Annotated in this window: 14 protein-coding genes; 6 read left to right on the top strand and 8 right to left on the bottom strand. The window is 47.2% G+C overall.

Translation table 11 applies throughout. The features are described 5' to 3' along the window. Positions 1 to 79: 79 nt before the first annotated feature. The 3 genes from ACXX82_RS10700 to putA all read right to left on the bottom strand — a co-directional run bounded on the left by ACXX82_RS10700 (position 80) and on the right by putA (position 10,052). Positions 80 to 1,708: a GMC family oxidoreductase gene (locus ACXX82_RS10700; RefSeq protein ID WP_458562897.1), complete on the bottom strand. Its 1,629-nt coding sequence runs from the start codon at positions 1,706 to 1,708 to the stop codon at positions 80 to 82. A gap of 2,036 nt (positions 1,709 to 3,744) precedes the next feature. After that, positions 3,745 to 5,748: an AsmA family protein gene (locus tag ACXX82_RS10695; RefSeq protein WP_458562896.1), complete on the bottom strand. Its 2,004-nt coding sequence runs from the start codon at positions 5,746 to 5,748 to the stop codon at positions 3,745 to 3,747. Between the two features lie 566 nt (positions 5,749 to 6,314). After that, on the bottom strand, positions 6,315 to 10,052 hold the full coding sequence (gene putA / locus ACXX82_RS10690) for a trifunctional transcriptional regulator/proline dehydrogenase/L-glutamate gamma-semialdehyde dehydrogenase (protein WP_323507191.1): 3,738 nt from the start codon (positions 10,050 to 10,052) through the stop codon (positions 6,315 to 6,317). Positions 10,053 to 10,251: 199 nt separating this feature from the next. Here putA and ACXX82_RS10685 point away from each other — a divergent pair, with 199 nt between their 5' ends. Further along, positions 10,252 to 10,710, top strand: coding sequence for an Lrp/AsnC ligand binding domain-containing protein (locus ACXX82_RS10685; protein WP_322234490.1), 459 nt, complete (start codon positions 10,252 to 10,254; stop codon positions 10,708 to 10,710). A 74-nt stretch (positions 10,711 to 10,784) separates the two neighbouring features. On the opposite strand, the gene gntR is transcribed toward ACXX82_RS10685, so the two are convergent. Then, entirely contained in the window at positions 10,785 to 11,816 is a 1,032-nt protein-coding gene (gntR, locus tag ACXX82_RS10680) for an HTH-type transcriptional regulator GntR (protein ID WP_322240316.1), read from the bottom strand. Positions 11,817 to 12,535: 719 nt separating this feature from the next. On the opposite strand from gntR, the gene gntK reads away from it, so the two are divergent. Then, entirely contained in the window at positions 12,536 to 14,065 is a 1,530-nt protein-coding gene (gene gntK, locus ACXX82_RS10675) for a gluconokinase (protein WP_322240314.1), read from the top strand. Between the two features lie 155 nt (positions 14,066 to 14,220). Here gntK and ACXX82_RS10670 read toward each other — a convergent pair whose 3' ends face one another. Together ACXX82_RS10670 and ACXX82_RS10665 are read right to left on the bottom strand one after the other, a co-directional pair. After that, the gene (locus ACXX82_RS10670) at positions 14,221 to 14,616 is read right to left on the bottom strand and encodes a VOC family protein (RefSeq protein ID WP_323507192.1); all 396 of its coding nucleotides are present in this window, start codon (positions 14,614 to 14,616) and stop codon (positions 14,221 to 14,223) included. Between the two features lie 107 nt (positions 14,617 to 14,723). Beyond that, positions 14,724 to 15,686, bottom strand: a complete 963-nt coding sequence (locus tag ACXX82_RS10665; protein WP_322234488.1) for a LysR family transcriptional regulator — start codon at positions 15,684 to 15,686, stop codon at positions 14,724 to 14,726. Between the two features lie 371 nt (positions 15,687 to 16,057). Here ACXX82_RS10665 and ACXX82_RS10660 point away from each other — a divergent pair, with 371 nt between their 5' ends. After that, the gene (locus ACXX82_RS10660; RefSeq protein ID WP_322234486.1) at positions 16,058 to 16,378 is read left to right on the top strand and encodes a hypothetical protein; all 321 of its coding nucleotides are present in this window, start codon (positions 16,058 to 16,060) and stop codon (positions 16,376 to 16,378) included. Positions 16,379 to 16,391: 13 nt separating this feature from the next. After that, positions 16,392 to 16,724, top strand: coding sequence for a DUF2798 domain-containing protein (locus ACXX82_RS10655; protein WP_458562895.1), 333 nt, complete (start codon positions 16,392 to 16,394; stop codon positions 16,722 to 16,724). Positions 16,725 to 17,058: 334 nt separating this feature from the next. Here ACXX82_RS10655 and ACXX82_RS10650 read toward each other — a convergent pair whose 3' ends face one another. Then, positions 17,059 to 18,924: a phosphoenolpyruvate carboxykinase (GTP) gene (locus ACXX82_RS10650; RefSeq protein WP_322234483.1), complete on the bottom strand. Its 1,866-nt coding sequence runs from the start codon at positions 18,922 to 18,924 to the stop codon at positions 17,059 to 17,061. Between the two features lie 420 nt (positions 18,925 to 19,344). Between ACXX82_RS10650 and ACXX82_RS10645 the strand changes: the two genes are divergently transcribed. Beyond that, the gene (locus ACXX82_RS10645) at positions 19,345 to 20,337 is read left to right on the top strand and encodes a D-2-hydroxyacid dehydrogenase family protein (protein WP_322234481.1); all 993 of its coding nucleotides are present in this window, start codon (positions 19,345 to 19,347) and stop codon (positions 20,335 to 20,337) included. A gap of 16 nt (positions 20,338 to 20,353) precedes the next feature. On the opposite strand, the gene ACXX82_RS10640 is transcribed toward ACXX82_RS10645, so the two are convergent. Further along, on the bottom strand, positions 20,354 to 21,121 hold the full coding sequence (locus ACXX82_RS10640; protein WP_322234479.1) for an L-asparaginase: 768 nt from the start codon (positions 21,119 to 21,121) through the stop codon (positions 20,354 to 20,356). Between the two features lie 125 nt (positions 21,122 to 21,246). Between ACXX82_RS10640 and ACXX82_RS10635 the strand changes: the two genes are divergently transcribed. Next, positions 21,247 to 22,017: a sorbitol dehydrogenase family protein gene (locus tag ACXX82_RS10635; protein WP_323507195.1), complete on the top strand. Its 771-nt coding sequence runs from the start codon at positions 21,247 to 21,249 to the stop codon at positions 22,015 to 22,017. The last annotated feature ends 2 nt before the right edge of the window (positions 22,018 to 22,019 follow it).

Here is a 22,019-nt window from a genome sequence, read left to right as displayed (position 1 = left end):
ACAGAAAATCGCGTGGTTACCAAGATGTTGGTTAAACTGTCGGTAACCCTGATTTGGCAAATCTAGCCGTAAGCCCGATCTATTCAGAAACCTTCTCCAAAATAAATTTAGCCGCCATTTCGGCAATCATAATAGTTGGTGAATTCGTATTTCCTGAAGTAATCGTTGGCATTATTGAAGCGTCTGCTACACGCAGTCTATTTACGCCAATTACACGTAATTTACTATCAACTACCGCTAATTTGTCTGTTACTTTACCCATCATGCAAGTACCGACGGGGTGAAAAATAGTCGTACCCACGTTGCCCGCAGCGCGAATCAGGTCTTCTTCGGTTTGAAAATCGTTACCCGGCATAAACTCTGCTGGTGCATATTTTCGCAATGCGGGGGCCGCAGCAATCTTTCTTGTTAACACTACAGAAGCCGCGGCTACTTTACGGTCAAGCTCGGTAGAAAGGTAATTTAACGTGATTTTCGGGGCAACCATAGGATCACCCGACGCGACCCGAATATGACCACGAGACGTTGGTCGCAAATTACAAACGCTGGCGGTAAATGCAGGAAAATTATGCAGAGGATCGCCGAATTTTTCCAATGATAATGGCTGCACGTGGTACTGCAAATTAGGTGTTTCCTGGGTGGAATCGGATTTAGCAAACGCACCTAACTGCGATGGCGCCATCGACATTGGACCGCTGCGTGACAGCAAATATTCAAATCCAATTTTCATTTTCCCGACCCAATTGCTCGCCATCATGTTGAGCGTCTTCACGCCCGAGACTTTAAATCCCATGCGAATCTGCAAGTGATCCTGTAAATTCTCTCCAACACCCGGCAAATCATGCACAACCGGAATATGGTTTTGCTGCAAGAGCGTGGCTGGACCAATTCCCGAAAATTGTAAAATATGCGGCGAACCAATTGCTCCAGCACACAATAGAACTTCTTTAGCTGCTTCTGCCGACCATTCTTTGCCACCGCCTAAAAATTCAATACCTGTGCATTCCAAACCATTTTCACCGGCATTAATTTGAAGCCGTTTTACATGACAACCGGTCATGATTTCTAGATTTCCGCGGGTCGCTGCGGTACGTAAAAATGCTTTTGACGCATTCCATCGAATTCCACGCTTTTGATTGACATCAAAATAACCTACACCCTCGTTATTACCCTGATTGAAGTCATCCACTTTTGGGATACCCGTCTCAGCGGCGGCATCCCGAAAAGCATCCAGAATTTGCCATGACAATCGCTGTTTTTCCACTCTCCACTCTCCGCCCACTCCGTGAAAAGCGCTTGCTCCATTGTAGTGATCTTCACTTTTCTTAAAAAGTGGCAAAACATTTTCCCAACGCCAGGACGTATCACCAGTAATTGACGCCCATTGATCATAATCACGGGCTTGGCCTCGCATATAAATCATGCCGTTAATGGAAGAAGATCCACCAAGCACCTTTCCGCGTGGATAAATCAGGCTGCGATTGTTCAGTCCAGAATCAGGCTCAGTCCGATACAACCAATCGGTACGTGGATTATTAATGCAATAAAGATAACCTACCGGGATATGTATCCAAATGTAGTCGTCTTTTGCTCCCGCTTCAATCAATAGCACATTGACATTGGGGTTTCGTGTCAATCGATTAGCTAATACACAACCCGCAGTTCCTGCTCCAACAATAATGTAGTCGTACTTTCCTGCTACTTCCATTTGTCATCCTCATTTATAAGCTTGGTCGCTTAGTCTTTAAGACTCGTCCATCAGTTTTGTTGGCGGGCTTTTTATAAGTGGATATTAATTATTTTAATAATATGTTGCAATTAAGAAATATTATTTTAACGACAAGTCAAAGAGACTAATTTGACTCGACCATCAATTTGTAAAATCACATTCATACGATTTGGCAGGCCATCAAGTGTCATGTTTAAAAATCACTAACTTTTCACCTAAAAGAACGTGGGCTCATATCCAGTTTATTCATAAATGCTTATTTATCCACTTTGTTGCTTACTAGGAGCTTACCGACAACAAAAATATAGGCAAGCTATCCTTCTATTGGCAATAAGAAATGATTCCTTAAAGGAATAAATTGTTTTTTACAAACGGAATAAATGCTCGTTTTTGTTTTAAACGTTGCCAAAAAAAGTCGCTTTTACTCTTTTTTTCCTTATGTTTTTAATCTATAGATTTATATATATAAATAGTAGTAGTAGTTAACACCCTACTTTTCTGTGTACAAGTCAGAAATCTCATTTAAAAACAATGACTTAGGATAAGGATAAGTCCCTCTTAAACAATGTATTCATTAACCATAACTGGTGGATAAAAAAATGTTTATTAAGATTTAGTAGGTTGTACCCAACTTATTCATCTCGATATCCAAAGACTTATCCACAGACCTTAAAGCACTGGACCGATATAAGTTGATTCGCTTTCATGCGCTATTACGAATTCACTTAACTTTAATCTTGCCAGACATTTTTTGAACAGACGTTTTTGTCTAATCTTCGTCTTATATCGCTTACTTCAAAGTCGTATTAGTGTTTACTTGTTTATATATATAAATAGTAATAGTAGTTAACGACCACCTTTTCTGTGGATAACGTCAATTTTCTTTTTGTAAACAGCAACGTAGAACAAGGATAACGTCAGAGTAAACGCTGTACTACTTGAGAGCATCTGTTGAATAACAATTGCATATACCAAGAAACCCTCATTTTCCACAATTTATTCACTTGTTATCCACAGCTTTATTCAGAAAATTGCTTTTTTAATCCGGTATTAACCTGAAAAAATGTTTTTTTGATGTCGCTAAAGCAAATTTTATTCTTTTATCCCTTTTTCTACCTCTTTCAAAGCTAGAACAAAGCCATCTAGCGTTTAACTTGCACGGGCTACAGACCGATCAAAGCCAAGCTTTAAGCATATTTGCGAGTAAAACACATTTAAACAAACAGCTTACAAACAACTATTTGCAGAATTAAATTCTCAATAGGTCAGTTAAACGGATTTAACTGAGTGAAACACCTGGTTTTTGCTCTATTTTTTTGAAAAAATCTTTTTTATCTCTTTAGTTAACGATTTATAGATATAAATAGTAGTAATAGTTAACGACGACATTTTTTGTGGATAACAGCATAAATCTGTTTGTAAACATACTGTTAAAGAGTGAATAAAGCTTGAGTAAACGTTGTATGAGTAAAGGATAGTTGCTGAATAAAAAAGAAATGCGTCAACAATAACGAGATATCCCCATTAATAGATCGACATATCCACAGCCTTATCCACATTACTTCTATTCATTTAAAATATTAAGCACGACATCAGCCAGCACATCTGGTTAGTTCGCGTACGGCATATTGCATGTCAATTTGGGCTTTACCCAATGAGGCAATTAGTGCATAAAATCACCTAAGGCGATTCACATTTGGTGCAAATTTGCGAAGTAAGGAATCAAAATAAGGAGTCGAAATAGGAATGAAGCGCTATAGAAGCCAGAATGAACGCTCTAAGCATCCGGGACGAACGATACAATCGCTTTTTGCACCTCAAGAAGCGATTGTCGAGCATTACCTGACCTTGAATTGCGCTCCGAATAGGAAAGCGCCTGACCGTCCGAAGGAAGCGCTTGGCGCGGAGGGTGTTTGCTGCAATTTTTGAAGGCGCTTAATGGAATGATTAGCGACTGCTATTGATAAGCCGAGTAAAACATGCTTAGACATCTAGTGAGAGTCTAGTTGTAAGTTTCAATGTGCTGACGGAGGTATCACAGGTTTAAGTTTGACTTCTGCAAGTAACGACGCGCAATCTGTCTGCTGGGTAGAGCCGATATTCACCAGTGGCAAGATCGCTGCGACCGGAAATAGGACGCCAAGCGCAATCGCGCTGCCAGCCTTTAATGCCAGTACACCCTTATCAACCCCTACATCTGGGTTTTTGAAGGTCCCAGCGACGTATAGAGGCGATCTGAAGGAAATTATGCGTAGACCTTTGCTTTTTGGTTTGACATTCAGCGCCATAACCTCGGTCTTCAGATTAATCTGACCATTGACGGTAATCATTGCATCATCCGTATCCAGTAGGAATGTTCGTGTCTGCATGACGCCATTGACAATCACAAAGTCGCTAGCCAGGCAATTGAGCTTTACCTGTTTATCGCCGAAGAGTTTAGACAGGACAACATTACCGACGTTCAGACCGGCTGCCTCCAGTATGAATTTACTCAGGGTTCCTTGGTTAATCAACGTTTTGAGTTCGCCGTTAGACGTCGCCATTAGCGCTGCAACAGAATTGCCCGTACCCATCAAGGCAGCATCACCATTGATCTCACCAAGGCTGGCGCGGGCTGACTCAAGGGTTGGGAAAAGACGATTAATTTTCAGGTGCCGAGCTGAAAGCGTTATTTTGGCCTTCATAACTTTACCGCTACCGTCCAGCCTGATGGTTGAAATCAGGTTTCCACCCGCTATACCGAAATCTAACGGCGTCAGTGATAGTTGGCTGTCTTTTAAATGGATATTCGTTTTGAGGTCTTGAATAGGCAGGGCCTCAGACCGGATGATTTTTTTAGCGGTAAATTTTACATCAGCATCGATACTGCCCCAACGAGATGTATCAAACTGCTCCGTCGGAAGCACTTTGTCGGCGGGTTGATTTGGTGCTACGCCTCGGTTAGCTTTACTTGCATTGGAATCTGCTCCGATTAACGGACCCAGGTCGACCAGGCGCAACTGATTTGATACCAATGTGCCCTTCAATAATGGTCTTGGATCTCGTGCCATATAATCGAGTGTCCCGGATAAATCGCTTGAGCCGACGTGACCGTTAAAATTCTCGTAACGCCACTCGCCGCCGCTAGGCTTGACGTTGCCGATCAAGCGTCCTTCTGTGGAAAACGGAGGTGTTGCTGGCAATAAAATACCAGTCAACGGATACAAATCAGCCATACTTGTTGCGGATAGTGTTAAACGCAAATCGAGCGCGGCCAGATCGCTCGGTTTGGTTAAACTTCCTTTGATCGCGATGATGGTTTTTCCGATGTGCACGTCCGCTTCTAGTGGATAGGGCGCATTCACATTCTCCAGCGATAATACTGCGCCGGCTTTGCCTTTACCGCTGACTGCTGCTTTGTTAAAACTACCTTTTACACTCCAACCTAACCCATAACCCTCTTTTGTAGTGGTCGGCAGAGTCGCAATATGCGCGTCGATATCAATTTTTTTTATTGGACTCAGCAACCGTATCGTGCCTTGCGTTAACACCACTTTTTGCAGGTTTACTTTCCATTGGCTCGGCCCTGTTGAAGGAAAGGTCCAGTTATTCTTACCATCCGCAGATTGTTCAAGCATGACGACCGGCGTATCGAGTTGCAGGTTCGGAATGATGATGCGTTTTTCAAGTAGCGGTAGCGGCTGTAACGTAAAGGTGACCTGACCCACTTCAACCATATGCAGACCGGTTTTTGCCCAATCGGGGTTGGCCAGCACAATATTTTGCGCCGTAAGTTGTGGCCACGGAATCCATTTGTGCCAACTGGTTTCTTCTGTTTGCGGATTAAACCAATGTAATGACAAATCACCGTTAATTGCAAAGGGGCGGCCTTCAGCATCGCTAACGCGCTGATTTAGCCATGGGCGTGCCAGATTCCAATCGAAAGTCAGCATAAAAACCACGCATAACGCCAGCAGAATAAATAAGCCGCCGAGACACCATGAAAAAATTTTTAACAGGCGAAATTTGGTAGTAGTCATATCAATATGGGGATAAACATATGGGGTTAGACATGCTGCAAATTTCAATCGGAGAGTAAATCGTTAGCGTGGACTTATCACGTGAAAACTAGTCACTTGGTCGATGTGCACACATCAAACTCTCAGGCAGCGAATGCAATATATCTTTCAGCACTACCATGTTAAAAGCATGGTTTTTTGCGGTGCCGTCGTGCGATGTTAGGTAGTAAAAAGAGTATTTTGAGTCTTTATTCAGCCTATTTAACCAGATTAATAGCTTGAAGAAAAGCAATGTTTACGCATGAACCTATTACGATAATATCGGATGTCTACGAATTTATACATGCCTAAATCAGAGATTAGTGTCAGATGGCGTCGCTAAAGTGATTCATAAAAAGATGATTAGCATCGATTCACGCCGCTTAGGTGCATAGCCAGTAAAACAGCGCGGCAATAAAGTTCACGTTTAAAGATGAATGTCACCAATGCCTAATATCGACGTTCTGTGCAATTTCACAAATAAAAAAGGCCATCGCTTTAAACGATGGCCCCGCGAGCACGCAATAAAGCCAGAAGAGGTTGAAGCCTTAAGCTTCTAACGTCATCAAACTGGCATTTCCTCCCGCTGCGGTAGTATTCACGCATAGGGCGCGTTCGGCCACTAATCTCCACAATGGAATTGGTGCATATTCCGATGTTTCAAGTACTGGCACAAGAGCACCTTCGCGGGCAGCCAATAACGGATACAGTCGCTCCAGATCGGCACCATCAACCAGGGCAAAATGTAACGCGATAGTATTTTTATCGGCACGGTCAGTCGTATTGCTAACCGTGTCAATGATACGAATAGTGTCGTGTACAGCTTTTGGTAATCCGCTTGGTATTAAAGCATATGATGCCGCTTCGATGATTGGTGTGTTGCCGGTAGCAAGTACGGCTGCGAGCTGATTTAACATGACTGCGACCGTCCGTGCACTGCATAACACCGCACCGCGGGGTGCGAACGACAGCGTATTACGCTCACCCGTTGGTCCCGGCAAGACCATCGATGTTCCAAGCCAGCTATGATGAATATATTCCTGACCTAACGCGGCAATACGTTGATGGCCGTGCGTTTTTGCCCAGCCCAATAAGGATTGCAATGCTGACGTGCCTTCTTGAACAATCGTATTGGCCTCGTGAATGGTATGCGCGCCTAAATTAGCTTCGGCGTTGCGCTGCAGACGTTTCAGGTATAACGGGCCACCCGCTTTTGGACCTGTCCCTGATTTACCTTCTCCACCGAACGGTTGCACGCCCACTACTGCGCCAACAATATTCCGATTGACGTAAATATTACCGACATGTGCACTGCGTGAAATGAAATCGATAGTTTCATCAATGCGCGAATGCACCCCAAGCGTGAGCCCATAACCGCTCTCATTAATCGCATTAATGAGCTGCGGTAACTGTTCGCGGGCATAGCGCAAAACATGTAATACCGGACCGAAAACTTCGTGTTTCAATTCACCCAGCGAACCAATTTCAATCAAAGTTGGGGATACAAATGTGCCATGGTTTTCTGCCTCAGATAATGGCAATTGAAAGAAGTCTTTTGCTGTCACCTTCATCTTATCAATATGCACCAATAATTTTTCTTGCGCTTCAGCATCAATAACTGGGCCGATATCGGTAATCAGACGATCGGGATTGCCAATACACAATTCTTGCATTGCACCTTTCAGCATATGGATTGTTTTGTCTGCGATATCATTTTGCAAACATAAAACGCGCAAGGCAGAACAGCGTTGGCCAGCGCTATCAAAAGCCGAACTCAGCACGTCAACCACGACCTGTTCCGGAAGTGCACTGGAGTCCACAATCAATACATTTTGACCGCCGGTTTCAGCAATGAATGGCAGATCAACTTTTTCCTTCGTTGCGCGATCTGCAAGCGTGCGATTAATCAATTGCGCAACTTCCGTTGACCCAGTAAAAATAACGCCTTTTACACGTGGATCAGCGGTTAATCTGGCACCCACGGTATCACCACGACCCGGCAATAATTGCAGGGCAGCACGTGGAATACCAGCTCGATGCAACAATTCTACTGCTCGTGTGGCGATCAATGGCGTTTGCTCAGCCGGTTTAGCAAGTACGACATTTCCTGCTGCCAGCGACGCGCTGATTTCACCAACAAAAATTGCTAATGGGAAATTCCATGGACTGATGCACACTACTGGACCAAGCGCCAACGCGTTTTGCGTATGACGAATTTGGGCGGCGTAATAACGTAAAAAATCAACCGCTTCACGCACTTCAGCAACGCCATTGGGTAACGATTTTCCAGCTTCACGGATAGCCAGCGCAATCAATTCAAACTGATTTTCTTCAAACAAATCGGCAGCTCGCATTAACACCTCTGCCCGATCTGCGGGCTTCCTTGTTTGCCAGTCCATGGCGTAAGATGTTGCTACATGCAGAGCGGTTTCAATGTCATCAGCGCTAGCCTCGACTACGGTACCAACGATATCGCGATGATCGGCCGGATTCAAAATTTTCTGGGCTTCGCGTGTTGCCGTAACTGTAGTTTCCTCACCAACTTGATCGACGGCAAGTAAAGGTTTGGCTTGCCATTGATTGCTGCGGAATTGCTGAAATGCGGTATCGATGTCACGCAAAACATCTTCGTTGCTGAGATCAACACCAGCCGAATTTTTTCTTTCAGCGCCATACAATGCACGCGGCAATACGATATTGGCATGCGGTTCACCGCCGAGCTTACGGGATTCTTCCAATGGATCAGCAATCAGCATATCGATGGAAACATTTTCGTCCACGATTTGATTAACAAACGACGAGTTCGCACCATTTTCCAGCAAGCGACGCACCAGATAAGCCAGCAGTGTCTGATGCGATCCGACGGGCGCATAAATTCGGCATGGTTTGTTCAGATTTTGTTTTCCCACGACTTGATCATAGAGCGTCTCACCCATACCGTGCAGGCATTGAAATTCATAATCGTTAATCCCTTTTTCTTCTGCCCAGCAATAAATAGTCGCCAATGTCCGCGCGTTATGTGTGGCGAATTGTGGGTAAAGTACATCCGTTGCAGCTAATAATTGTTGGGCGCACGCAAGGTAGGAAACATCGGTATAGACCTTGCGGGTGTAGACCGGATAGCCGGGCATGCCATCGACTTGCGCACGTTTAATCTCAGCGTCCCAGTACGCGCCCTTAACTAGTCGTACCATAAACTTTTGACCGCTGCGGCGCGCCAGATCAGCCAGATAATCGATGACGAACGGGCAGCGCTTTTGATAACCTTGTACGACGTAGCCAATACCCTCAAAACCGGCAAGGTCAGGATCGAAAGCCAACGCTTCCATTAAGTCCAGAGAAAGTTCAAGTCGATCAGCTTCTTCGGCATCAATATTCAAACCAATGTCGTATTGCTTGGCTAACAGCAACAGCTTTTTTAGGCGTGGCAGTAATTCAGTCAGCGTGCGATGCTTTTGAGCACGTGAATAGCGTGGATGCAGGGCGGATAATTTTACCGAAATCCCTGGACCATCTTTGATCCCACGACCATTCGAGGCGCGGCCGATAGCGTGAATCGCTGTTTCATAGGAAACATAATACGCAGCCGCATCTTCTTCGGTTAATGCGGCTTCACCCAACATATCGTATGAGTAGCGATAACCGCGTTTTTCATTGTCGCGGCTGTTGACGAGCGCTTCGGCGATGGTTTGCCCCGTGACAAATTGGTTGCCCAGCATTCGCATAGCGACGTCTACACCCTTGCGGATTAGCGGTTCACCGCCTTTGCTGATGAGTTTGGTCAGCGCCGAACCGAGACCGCGCTCGCTATTGGTGCTGACTAATTTGCCAGTGATCAGAAGGCCCCAGGTGGCTGCATTGACGAACATTGATGGCGATTCGCCCAGATGACGACGCCAGTCACCTTTGCTGATTTTGTCGGCGATTAATCGGTCTGCGGTCTGATGATCGGGAATGCGTAATAACGCTTCAGCAAGGCACATTAGCGCCACGCCCTCTTCTGACGACAATGAAAATTCATGCATTAACGCGTCTACACCCGACGCACGTGTACGTTTGTCGCGCACCGATTGCACCAGTTTGCTCGCCAGTTGGGCACTCGCCACTCTTGCGCTCGAACTATCTTCCACCTGGCCCAGCAACCATTGCACCGCAAGCGATTCATCACGGCGATAGGCGGCGGTGATCGCTGAACGCAAAGGCGATGGATTGCGAATCACTTCAGCATGAAATTCGGTGAAGGGGATTGCGCCCAGCGAGGAAGTCAACGTGGATTGCGTCGGCATGGTATTTTCTCAAAATAGGTAAAAAAACAATAAAATAAGGGAGGAACGGGTAGAATTGCTGAATAATGCTAAGTGCAGGCGAATCGTTCGATTGTAGGCGGCATCACGATGGATTTATTCTGGTAATACAGGTCTCTATCAAAATTTTGTTATTAATGCGAAAATTTAACCGAATAAAATTCTTCCGGAAACAAGCAAAATGCTAGATAAAATAAGCAAAAAAATTCTATCCGAATTGCAAAACGATGGCCGGATTAGCAATGTAGACTTGTCAGGGCGCGTCAATTTATCACCAGCGGCTTGTCTCGAGCGCGTACGTAAATTGCAGGATGCTGGTTACATCATGCATTACACGGCTCAACTCAATCCCCAACTGCTGGATGTCGCGTTGCTCGTGTTTATTGAAGTGGTCTTGGATCGTACGACCCCGGAGGTGTTTGATGCCTTTAGCAAAAGCGTACAGGTAATCCCAGAGGTTTTAGAGTGCCATATGGTCGCCGGCGGCTTTGATTATCTGGTTAAGGCGCGGGTAAAAGACATGAACGCTTATCGCGAGTTTTTGGGGAAATCGTTATTACAGCTGAAAGGTGTGCGTGAAACCCATACTTACGCAGTGATGGAAGAAGTAAAACATACCACAAAGTTGCCAATTCGATAGTCTTGATACTCTCAGAACTTACGCTAAAACGCCCTGGCGGGGGGCTTTCCCAAAGCACCCACGCTGGCGATTTTTCAGGTGCTTCCTCTAATTGCCAGTTCAAAGCCGAGATCTATTCGGGCTTTTTCTATCGGTTTGCCTTTTAACGTTTTCAGTAAGAGTTCGGCGGCGACGTAACCGATGTCGTAGCGTGGCGTGACGATTGTGGTAATTGCCGGAATGGATTGGGCGGCCCACGGCAGATCATTAAAACCAACGATGGCCATTTGCGCTGGCACTGCAATGCCACGGCGCTGACATTCAAATAGCACCCCAAGGGCCAAGTCATCGTTGCAACAAAATACCGCGTCGCAATTCGGGGTCTGCGCCAGAATTTTGGCGAGTAACTGCGCGCCAAGTTCGATGGTCGAAGGTACTGGCAACAGAATTTCCAGATTCGGATTCAGTCCAGCTTCCATCAAACCTTTTCTAAAACCTTCGCGCCGTTTCATTGACCTGGGATCTAGCTGGGCTGCCATAAACGCGGGACGTTGATAGCCGCGCTCGATGAAATGTCTGGCAACACTGTAGCCCGCTTTTTTTTGCGAAAAGCCGACGGTCAGATCATGACTGCTTTTGCTAAGATCGTACATTCGGACTGCCGGAATATTATTGGATGCCAACATCACTCGCGCAGATTCTTGCTGCTCAATACCTGTGAGCAAAAAACCGTCTGGCGCATGCGCCATATAGGTTGCGATCAGTTCACTTTCTTTATCGGCAGAGTAGCGACTCTCTCCAATTAAAAATTGATAACCTGCTTGTCCGAGGCAATCGCGAATTCCACTGAGCGTATCGATAAAAACCGCATTGGTCAACGACGGTACGATGACACCGATTACGTGCGACTTCGATGACGCCAACGTGCTTGCGGCCTGGTTCGGCACATAACCTAGTTTTTTGATTACGGTGGTAATGCGATCACGTAAATTTTGCTGGACAGAAGCAGGAGATTTGATTGATCGCGACACCGTCATTGGGCTGACATTCGCAGCCTTTGCCACGTCCGTAATGGTCACTCTGCCGGTGGAACGTCCGCGACGTGCGAGGTTGATTTTTGCACTCACCGCTTCCGTATCCTGTTTTGTGGTTTGTTTTGTCGCTTGTTTTTTTGTACTCAAGATACTATTTTTTTCGTTTTTACCTATTATCAGGGTTTCTGCTTTAGTCATATAGTGCGTTCTATTTCTGTGAATTGACCGGTCCGCGCTAACAAGTTTTTTACTTAAAAGTTGATCTTACGCGCTTTAGCACTGGCTTTATCGTCTATTTTCGAGTGTTGTGATGTTGTTGTAATTTTCAGGATTAGATAAATTTTAATACCTGACCAAGAAACGCTTATCGGGGTCATTGAGCGAGATCGGTTTTGTTTTTTATAAGATTCTCTGGAAAGCAAATTAACAGAGAAAATAACCAAACTATTTTCGGACACAATTTGACAGAAAATAACGAGTCGTCCAAGATACGCCATTAAATGATAGCGCTACCAAACTGTACATTAATATACATTTTAGAGCTTATCGTTTTGACCGCAACACAGGTTAGAATTGTTTGATGATGGCTTTAGTGATAGTAATGTTGATAGCAATGGCGATAGTTGACGTGAAAGTAACGGCTATACCATCCGACGCTATTGGTTGAAGTAGATGCTTTTGTGCATTATGAATTAAAGAACAAATTCCGAGGAAATACGATGTCACTCCAATCAACACAGAACACAGCACCTATGGTGCAACGCAATATTAAAAATAATCAAAGAAGTGTTGAGGAAAATACTCAGGAATTTATGCTCGGTGTGGATATCGGCACGACCAGTACCAAAGCCGTGTTGTTCAGGATAAATGGTCAAGTTGTGAGCCAATTTGCGGTGGAGTATCCCTTAATATCAACAGCAGCAGATATGGCCGAGCAAGATCCGGCACAAATCTACGCAGCCGTCTTGACCAGTATCGCGCAGGCCGTCAAACAAGCCGGGATCAGCGCGCATGTGCGTCCTGCGGAAATTGTTCTGGTCTCTTTTAGCGCTGCCATGCATAGCGTGATTGCGATCGACAAAAATGATCAGCCGCTGACCAACAGTATTACGTGGGCCGATAATCGGGCTGGCGCATGGGCCAACAAAATTCGTGACGAAATGGACGGTCATGCGATTTATTCTCGGACCGGAACGCCGATTCATCCCATGTCGCCGTTATGCAAATTGATGTGGTTGCGGCATGATCAGCCGGATGTTTTTTCGCGTAGTGCACGTTTTGTCGGCATTAAAGAATACGTGATGCATCGCATGTTCGGACAATGGCTGGTCGATCATTCCATCGCCTCTGCGACCGGTATGTTTAATTTGTTTGAGATGGATTGGGACAAGGCTGCGCTGGCATTGATCGGGGTTGACAGAGCACAACTGTCGCAACTGGTTCCGACTACACATCGTTTAGACGATTTGCCAGCAACCTTGGCACAGCAACTCGGCTTAATGACCACAACGCCGTTTATTATCGGTGCGAATGACGGCGTTTTGTCCAACCTCGGCGTCAATGCGATTGCGCCCGGACAGGTTGCGGTCACTATCGGCACATCCGGTGCGATGCGCACAGTGGTTGAGCGTCCTGTGACCGATCCGGCGGGCCGTACTTTTTGCTATGCATTGACCGAAAACCATTGGGTAGTTGGTGGACCGATTAACAATGGTGGCAGTATTTTACGGTGGGTGCGAGACGAGTTAGCGACGCAAGAAGCGGCCGAGGCATTGCGTTGCGACCGCGACCCTTACGAAGCGTTAATGGACATCGCGCAACAAGTCAGGGCTGGTGCTGATGGTCTGCTATTTCATCCCTATCTGGCTGGTGAGCGCGCGCCATTATGGAATGCCGATGCCCGCGGCTCATTCTTCGGATTGGCATTGCACCACGGTAAGCCGCAGATGATTCGCGCTGCATTGGAAGGCGTCATTTTCAGCTTGTATAGCATTTTGCCGGGAATCGAAGAGTTGATCGGACCGACCAGGCGTATGATGGCGACCGGTGGTTTCGCCCGTTCTGCGCTTTGGCGCCAAATGATGGCAGATATTTTTGATCGGGAAGTGGTGGTGCCGGAAAGTGTTGAGTCGTCGTGCCTCGGCGCGGCTGTATTGGGTTTATACGCGTTAGGCCGCATATCCTCGCTTGAGGCGATTGCCGATATGGTGGGATCGACCCATCATCATCAACCGCATCCCGAAAGTGTGGCGATTTATAAACAATTATGGCCGATTTATGCCGCTATTCCACAGCAACTTTCACAGCAATATCGTCAACTGGCTGCGTTTCAGCGGCAATAACGGTTGCGGAGTAATTTGTATGACGATTGGCTTGGTCGGATGATGGATGATTTGGAGGTCGCTCTGTACTGTTCGGCGTAATTAAATGGGAACGAGCGACTGCCGAATCTTTACCATCCGTAGGGCAGCTTTATCGTCGATATTCACTGGTCAACTTACTCCGCGCGATGACATACCGCTTCAACGCGATTGCCTGCAGGATCAATCAAAAAGGCGCCGTAATAATCGGGATGGTAATCAACCCGTAAACCTGGTGCGCCATCATCACGACCACCCTGTTCCATTCCTGCGTGGTAAAAGGCACGAACTTGCTCGCGGGTCTTTGCCTTAAAGCACCAGTGGCGTTTGTTATTGAAGTTGGCATCTGGCGATAAATAAATAGCGAGATAGGTGTGAGAATCTTCGCCCGCATGGCAACGTGTTCCATAACCCATGGCATCGTCGAGATCGTAGACCTTCTCGACGCCTAAGGCACACATGATCGCGTCGTAAAAAGGTCTGGCAGTAGCAAAGTCGGGAACCGCAATGGAAACGTGATCTAACACCGACATATTGACCTCAAGCTCTTTTGCCTCAACTATTGCGCGAACAAATAGATCGCTTTTATTTGCTCACTATTGTTGCAATTTATTTGCAGTTTATTTGCAATTACTCGCTATTACTTTTTCTCGACAATTTCCTGCGTAAATTTCGCGTGAGCTGTTGCCGCCAGATGGGCGCGTAACCATTTGTGCGCAGGATTGCGCACGTCGCGCTCATGCCAAAGCATGTCGACATCCACGGCCGGCGTGGCAAAGGGAAGCTCACGTGCCACCAGCACGTCGGTCATTCCGGTGGCGCCAATTAAATGGCGTGGTAATACGGTAACAAGATCTGAACTGGCAACTACCCGGCCAGCCGTGAAAAATTGATTTACCGTGAGCAAAATCCGGCGCTTGCGATTTAAGCCCGTTAATATTTCTTCGATCAACCCATGCGCCCGGCCAGAAAAACTGACCAGTAGATGATGCGCCTCGCAGTACCCATCCAGCGTGAGCGGAACTTGTGCCAGCGGATGATCCTTACGCATGACACACACGTATTCGCCCGTATATAAGCGTTCGTGGTGCACCGGTGAGGCAGAAGTGGTCTGACTACCGGCTAACTGCGCTGTCACGCCGGGGAAAAAACCAATTGCCAGATCAACATCACCACGCAATAACATTTGGCGTGGATCACGTGTGGTTAGCGGGACCATTCTGATATTCAGTTGCGGTGCTTCCTGTTCAATGGTGCGCACCAGCGACGGCAACCATAGTGCTGCTGTTGCATCAGCCATTGCCATTTGAAAGGTAGTGTGCGCGCGCGAGACGTCAAATGTTTCGGGGGTAATTGCCGTTTCCAGATCAGTCAGCGCACGTCGTACCGATGGCCATAGTTCTTCTGCATATTGGGTCGGTTTGACCCCGTGTGCGGTGCGTATCAGCAGTTCGTCATTGAGCGAATAGCGCAAGCGCTTGAGCGCGTTGGAGACTGCTGGTTGTGTCATTGCCAGACGACTGGCGGCCCGAGTGAGATTTTGCTCAGTCATTATTGCGTCGAATACGCGCAGTAAATTTAAATCAAGCGTCAGAAAGCTCATGTTCGGGCCAGGGTCAGTTATCGAGTGTCAGTAATGATAATCCGGTTAATAGCGGGCTATCGTTAGTTTAGATGCAAAATAAGTGCATTCATTAAGTGTATAACTGTTGAGAAAAAGGGGCTAATACAATTTCGAGAGTTTTATAAATATATTGCGATGCAATATGATGCTTATCAAAAGTCTAATATGATTGTTTGATCATCAACGGACTGATGAAAACCTATTGGTGAATTTCTACTTTTCAGCGAAATTTTGCTTAAGAAGGTATACGCAAGAGACATAACAGATATCCAAAATCACGATTGGATCAGTGGTCCGGCAAATAATATACTGCAATGCACAAGATCAATATTATTAACAAGCCAGATATCATGTCATTTTTAGCCTTTACTTCCTCCGCCGCTTTATTAGATTCTCCGTTGATGCGCCTTGCCGGAGAAACCGCCAGCACGTTGGTGTGGCCGATCATCGGATTGTGTGTTGCGATAGTGCTGGGCATGATATTTAAACCGTTATTACGCGGCCTTTTTCGCGCGGCGTTGTTACTAATCAAGCCACGCAAATCGTTGGAAAGTCGCATAGCAGAAAACAAGATGGTCGGCCGCAAGTTGGCGCGGCGCATGGCAAATGATGAGGCGGGTAGCCAACCAAGTCTGGCCGCTGAACTACGTTTGTTAGCAAGTAGTAACTAGTTCTGGAGGCGATATGGGGCGGCACACCTATTCGGATCGAGAGCAACAGTTTGCCTCGATAGATAAGCGACAAATAGCAATTCGCCCGCCCAAGCCTAACGCTAATGCGTGGCCAAAGTCTCGCAGTCTGGCGTCAATGTTGCCTTCTTTTGTTTTATCCTGTGTATTGACCGGCTTAATGTCGGCTTTGATGCGGTTGATGTGGTTTGGTGTTGAGGGACATTTTTTCAGTACCTGGATCGAAAATTGGCTGACTTTATGGCCAATCGCATTTCCGATCATGTATGTGTTGCACGCGCCGTTGCAGAAACTGGCGGCGTATATCTCGCCCCATTTGACAGTCTAAGTTGCTGTTGTAGTAATTTTGGAAGCGTAATTTTTTGATCGTTTTTGCATCATCGTTTTGTACGGTATCTGACACAACCCTAACACTTTTTTTGCCTCACCTAATGTCTCCTCCATCCTCCCCGGGTGGATTCTACCCACCACGCGGTGCGCTGGTGGGTTTTTTTTGCCCGTCTTGCAAGTGTGCGTTGTGATGTGAGAATTGTGGTTTAAGTAATATTTAGTGAAAATATATTAAAAAAATATATATAGATCGCTTTAAAAAGCAAAAAAGCGCAACCGGACCTCGATTGCGCTTATGGGATTACTTTGGCACAGTGGATGCCATCAAACGGTTACTGCGCGAGACGTTTTTCTAGTGCCGCTTTGACCTCTGCCAGTTCCTTTGGCAGGTGATACTTCAGTTTCTCGAATAACTCGGTGTGCAGCGCAGTTTCGGCCTGCCATGCAGCTTTATCTATCGATGTAATTCGATCGAATTGCTGTTCGCTAAACGCAAGACCATCCCATTGCAAATCGCTAAACTGTGGTGTTGTTCCGAATAGATGTTCCACGCCGCCAGCATTGTTATCCAGGCGGTCCAGCATCCATTTCAAGACTCGCATGTTGTCGCCAAATCCAGGCCAGATGAATTTGCCGTCGTCATCGGTTTGGAACCAGTTGACGCAGAAAATCTTCGGCATCTCCGCTGGAGAAGCGGCAATCTTGCGCCCCATATTTAACCAATGCTGGAAATAGTCGCTCATGTTGTAGCCGATGAACGGCAGCATCGCAAACGGATCACGGCGCACCACGCCTTGCTGACCGACTGCCGCAGCAGTAGTTTCCGAGCCCATGGTAGCCGCCATGTATACGCCTTCGACCCAGTTACGCGCCTCTGTAACGAGTGGCACGGTAGTCGAACGGCGTCCACCGAAGATAAATGCAGAAATCGGTACGCCGGCAGGATCATCCCAAGCCGCATCAATGACCGGATTTTGTGTCGCAGCGACCGTAAATCGGGCATTCGGATGAGCGGCTTTCGCGCCAGTTTCTTTGGCGGTTGCCGGTGTCCAATCCTTACCCTGCCAGTCGATCAGATGCGCCGGTGCTTCTTTGGTCATGCCTTCCCACCAGACGTCGCCATCGTCGGTTAAAGCGACGTTGGTGAAGATGGTGTTGTCTCGCATTGACGCCATGCAATTGAAGTTGGTTTTTTCGTTAGTGCCGGGAGCGACGCCAAAATAACCCGCTTCTGGATTGATGGCATATAAGCGACCATCGGCACCCGGTTTGATCCAGGCGATATCATCACCGATAGTGGTGACTTTCCAGCCCTCAAAACCGACCGGTGGAATCAGCATTGCAAAGTTGGTCTTACCGCATGCCGATGGAAATGCAGCGGCCACATAGTGTTTTTTGCCGGCAGGAGACTCTACGCCAAGAATGAGCATGTGTTCTGCCAGCCAGCCAGCATCACGCCCCATGTTCGAGGCGATACGCAGCGCAAAGCATTTTTTGCCGAGTAAAGCATTGCCGCCGTAGCCTGATCCATACGACCAGATTTCACGCGTCTCAGGGTAGTGAACGATGTATTTTGTCGGATTGCAAGGCCACGCCACGTCCTTTTGACCGGCTTGCAGCGGCGCGCCAACTGAGTGCACGCACGGTACAAATTCGCCATCGGTGCCCAACACGTCGTACACCGCTTTGCCCATGCGCGTCATGATGCGCATATTGACCGCCACATACGGGGAGTCGGAGAGTTCAACCCCGATATGGGCGATATCAGAGCCGAGCGGACCCATCGAAAACGGCACCACGTACATAGTCCGACCTTGCATGCAGCCCTCGAATAAGCCTGCCATGGTGATCCGCATTTCAGCTGGATCGGTCCAGTTATTGGTCGGACCGGCATCTTCTTTTTGTGCAGAACAAATAAAGGTGCGATCTTCCACGCGGGCGACATCCGAAGGATCGGAACACGCCAGATAACTATTTGGTCGCTTGGCCTGATTCAGCTTTTTCATGGTGCCAGCAGCGACCATTTCAGCGCACAGTTGATCGTACTCTTCTTGAGAGCCGTCGCACCAATGAATGGCTTCTGGTTTGGTCAGCGCTGCAATCTCGTTTACCCAGTTAATCAGTTTTTGCTGTTTGACAAAGGCTGGCGGCGTAACGGCCAGGGCGCGTAATATGTGAGCGCTGTAAGGGTGATTCATAAAACTACCTCCAATATAGAAATTTTAGAAATGTTTGGGTGCAATGGCAGGCCGCCGCTTCATGATCACTGGCCGGTAATATTCTCGGGTTGGCGGCGACGCTACTTAACTTTGGTTTTTTATCTTTTAAAACAAAAGCATGTGTTTTATCTGTGTTCTATATTCGGTAAAAATGGACTCTTTTCAAACTTGCCGGGCATTAAACTGTGATGCTGTACCATCCCTTTATCGGTGTGTTTATGTTATTTTTCTATGGTGCAGATCGGCAATTACTGGCAAGTAGATATTAATTGTACACTCGAATTGTAGTAAAAATGACCAACTAATGTAGTAAGGTATTTGCGGTTTTGCGTATGCCGTTGCTTTATTACGAGATCGTGAATTTATGACTCCCTCAAATCTTTCCTCGCGAGAAATAATATGAAAATAGCCATACTTGACGATTATCAAGATGCCGTCAGACATCTCGAATGTTTTGCATTATTACAAGATCATGAAGTGAAGGTATTTACCAACTCTGCGCGTGGAAGCGGCCAGTTAGCGATACGTCTCGCCAGTTTTGAGGTTTTGGTTCTCATTCGTGAGCGGACGGTACTTTCTAAAGCGCTACTACAAAAATTACCCCATTTGAAGCTCATCTCTCAAACCGGAAAAGTAAGTGGTCACATCGATGTAGACGCCGCTACAGCGTTAAATATTGCCATTACAGAGGGATCTGGTGACCCGACTGCACCAGCTGAATTGACTTGGGCATTAATTATGGCGGCGGCACGACGGATACCGCAATACGTGCATAATTTACAACAAGGTTTGTGGCAAACGGCATCGTCAGAACCGCAATTCAACGGTCTCGGTGTTGCCTTGAAAGGACGCACGTTAGGGGTGTGGGGATACGGAAAAATTGGTCGTATGGTGGCCGGTTATGGAAAAGCATTCGGTATGCGCGTGATGATCTGGGGCCGCGATGCCAGCCGTGCTGCCGCGCTGGAAGATGGCTATCTGGTCGCCAGTTCAAAGGAGCAGTTCTTTGCCGAAGCGGATGTTTTGTCGCTCCATCTGCGCTTGAACGAGGCAACCCGTGGAATCGTCACAGCAGAAAATTTAGCAGGTATGAAGCCGACCGCGATTTTTGTTAATACTAGCCGTGCCGAATTGGTGGCGACTGACGCTTTGTTGCCAGCACTGCAACAAGGACGCCCCGGTTTTGCGGCGCTTGATGTGTATGAGTCCGAGCCTTTGAAGCACGATAGCCCTTTGCTAAAAATGGACAACGTGTTGGCCTCGCCGCATTTAGGATACGTAGAAAAAGACGGGTATGAATTATATTTCCGTACTGCGCTACAGAACGTCGTGGACTTCGCTAACGATACGCCAGAGAACGTATTAAATCCTGCTGCGTTAGCGAATCGCTAACTATAGACCGCCGCGCTTAATCGTAAAGCTTAAGCGTAATGATATTGTTCTGTATCTCGGTGCGTCTGGCGCCGTGCCACAACCTTGCCCATCCTGGCGGCCACGGCAATGCCGGTCCGCTGTATTCCGGTACTCCGCTACGGACCGGGATAACCGGCAAGCTATCCGGCATGCTTGCAGCCTTTGCCGCGTGCCCGCCTGCGCCGTTCGCATCCCAAGCCAGACTAAACGCATAATCCGGCAATAACGCATCACAAATCGTGGCGAACCAACGCGTGTGCTCTTCATCATCGCCCAACGCTTGTGCAAAGCCTTGCGGGTCGAATTGCGCCAGTGAACTGGCAAGTTCACTGGCCGAGGCACCGGGATTGTCGCCCCATCCCAGAATCGGATTAAAGTTGTAATCAGCGCCCGAGCCATACCATCCCTCGCGTCGTGGTCGCTCCAGCCAGTTATGGCGGCCACAAAATAAATGCCAGCGCCAATGCATGCCGGAGGGTTTCGGCCAAGTGTATAAATACAAACGCTGATAACCGGCGTTGTGTAACTCACGCAGCATCGCCATCAGGCGCGCATGCGGCATCCGATCCGGCGGGGCATGTCGAAACAGTATCGGTTCGCCATCTGCATGTTGGATCTCGTCCGAGGACAAATTTAGATCAAGCGTGCGTATTTCGCTACCGAAACGCGCCGAAATCCAACCGGTCAGCAAATTGACCGTGACGATAACGCCATATCCACGATAGCGATGAAAGATGACTGTGCCGGGGGCTATAGGTTTCATGAACTAAATTGCATTAATGAAAGTCAAAGGGAAATGTCATCTAAAAATGTTAGCAAAAGGTCCCGCAATTAAAAAGCTCCCGTCAGTATAATCGGATCATCCACAAGGCAGAAAGGACTCGCCACATGAAGCCACGTCCAGATCACTCAATCGACCAACGATCAAGCCAACACGGCACGCCAGCCAACAATCAACCAGACGGTCCATCCAATAGTCATTTTGATAATTCGGATAATAATCGCGCTTACCACCAAGGTAGCCATCAAAGCGACCATCAATTCCTCAAGCGTAACCTTCCTGGCGACACGCATGCAACCCCTTATAATGATTTAAGCGTTACTACATCGCCCTATCGCCTGAATCGACGCGATCTGTTTTTGCTGGCGGGTGCGAGCTTTGCCGTGATAAGTCTGCCACGCTGGTTACAGCAAGCCTCGGCGCAAACAACAACTAGCGTCACCACAGCACCTAATCCGAAAACTCAGCAGCAGAGTGATTTTCTTGCCTTATCTGCATTGCTTACCGCCAAACTGAAACCCAATTCGGCAGTCAGCGCGCGCCTTTATGCGGTGCTCAGTGCGCAATTCGTTGAGTTCGAAAAGCATTCCGCTGATCTATGGCAATTTGTGCAGATCAAAAAAATCAATGATGTTGATGCGTTGGTTGGAGCGGTTGCTGATAACGCTGACCTGAGCAAGGTTTTGCATCAAATCGTCAGTGCCTGGTATTTGGGTGTCGTTGGTAGCGGCGTGCAGGCAAAAGTGATTGCATTTGATCAAGCCCTCATGTTTGATCCGGTACGCGATGCCGTGGTGGTGCCGACTTATTGTCGTGCTGCTCCCGGCTATTGGGTGAAAAAGCCCGCGCAACTAGTGGCCATGAAAGCGAGGGTATAAGG

The organism is Glaciimonas sp. GNP009 (assembly GCF_054343755.1).
This window is presented reverse-complemented; position numbering and strand designations above follow the sequence as displayed.

What these genes read in the sequence shown, in the direction of transcription:
- putA (WP_323507191.1), bottom strand. Translation starts at nt 10,052, where the DNA reads ATGCCGACGCAATCCACGTTGACTTCCTCGCTGGGCGCAATCCCCTTC.
- ACXX82_RS10640 (WP_322234479.1), bottom strand. Translation starts at nt 21,121, where the DNA reads ATGAAACCTATAGCCCCCGGCACAGTCATCTTTCATCGCTATCGTGGA.
- ACXX82_RS10655 (WP_458562895.1), top strand. Translation starts at nt 16,392, where the DNA reads ATGGGGCGGCACACCTATTCGGATCGAGAGCAACAGTTTGCCTCGATA.
- ACXX82_RS10665 (WP_322234488.1), bottom strand. Translation starts at nt 15,686, where the DNA reads ATGAGCTTTCTGACGCTTGATTTAAATTTACTGCGCGTATTCGACGCA.
- ACXX82_RS10635 (WP_323507195.1), top strand. Translation starts at nt 21,247, where the DNA reads ATGAAGCCACGTCCAGATCACTCAATCGACCAACGATCAAGCCAACAC.
- ACXX82_RS10695 (WP_458562896.1), bottom strand. Translation starts at nt 5,748, where the DNA reads ATGACTACTACCAAATTTCGCCTGTTAAAAATTTTTTCATGGTGTCTC.
- ACXX82_RS10700 (WP_458562897.1), bottom strand. Translation starts at nt 1,708, where the DNA reads ATGGAAGTAGCAGGAAAGTACGACTACATTATTGTTGGAGCAGGAACT.
- ACXX82_RS10645 (WP_322234481.1), top strand. Translation starts at nt 19,345, where the DNA reads ATGAAAATAGCCATACTTGACGATTATCAAGATGCCGTCAGACATCTC.
- ACXX82_RS10660 (WP_322234486.1), top strand. Translation starts at nt 16,058, where the DNA reads ATGTCATTTTTAGCCTTTACTTCCTCCGCCGCTTTATTAGATTCTCCG.
- ACXX82_RS10670 (WP_323507192.1), bottom strand. Translation starts at nt 14,616, where the DNA reads ATGTCGGTGTTAGATCACGTTTCCATTGCGGTTCCCGACTTTGCTACT.
- ACXX82_RS10650 (WP_322234483.1), bottom strand. Translation starts at nt 18,924, where the DNA reads ATGAATCACCCTTACAGCGCTCACATATTACGCGCCCTGGCCGTTACG.
- ACXX82_RS10685 (WP_322234490.1), top strand. Translation starts at nt 10,252, where the DNA reads ATGCTAGATAAAATAAGCAAAAAAATTCTATCCGAATTGCAAAACGAT.
- gntK (WP_322240314.1), top strand. Translation starts at nt 12,536, where the DNA reads ATGCTCGGTGTGGATATCGGCACGACCAGTACCAAAGCCGTGTTGTTC.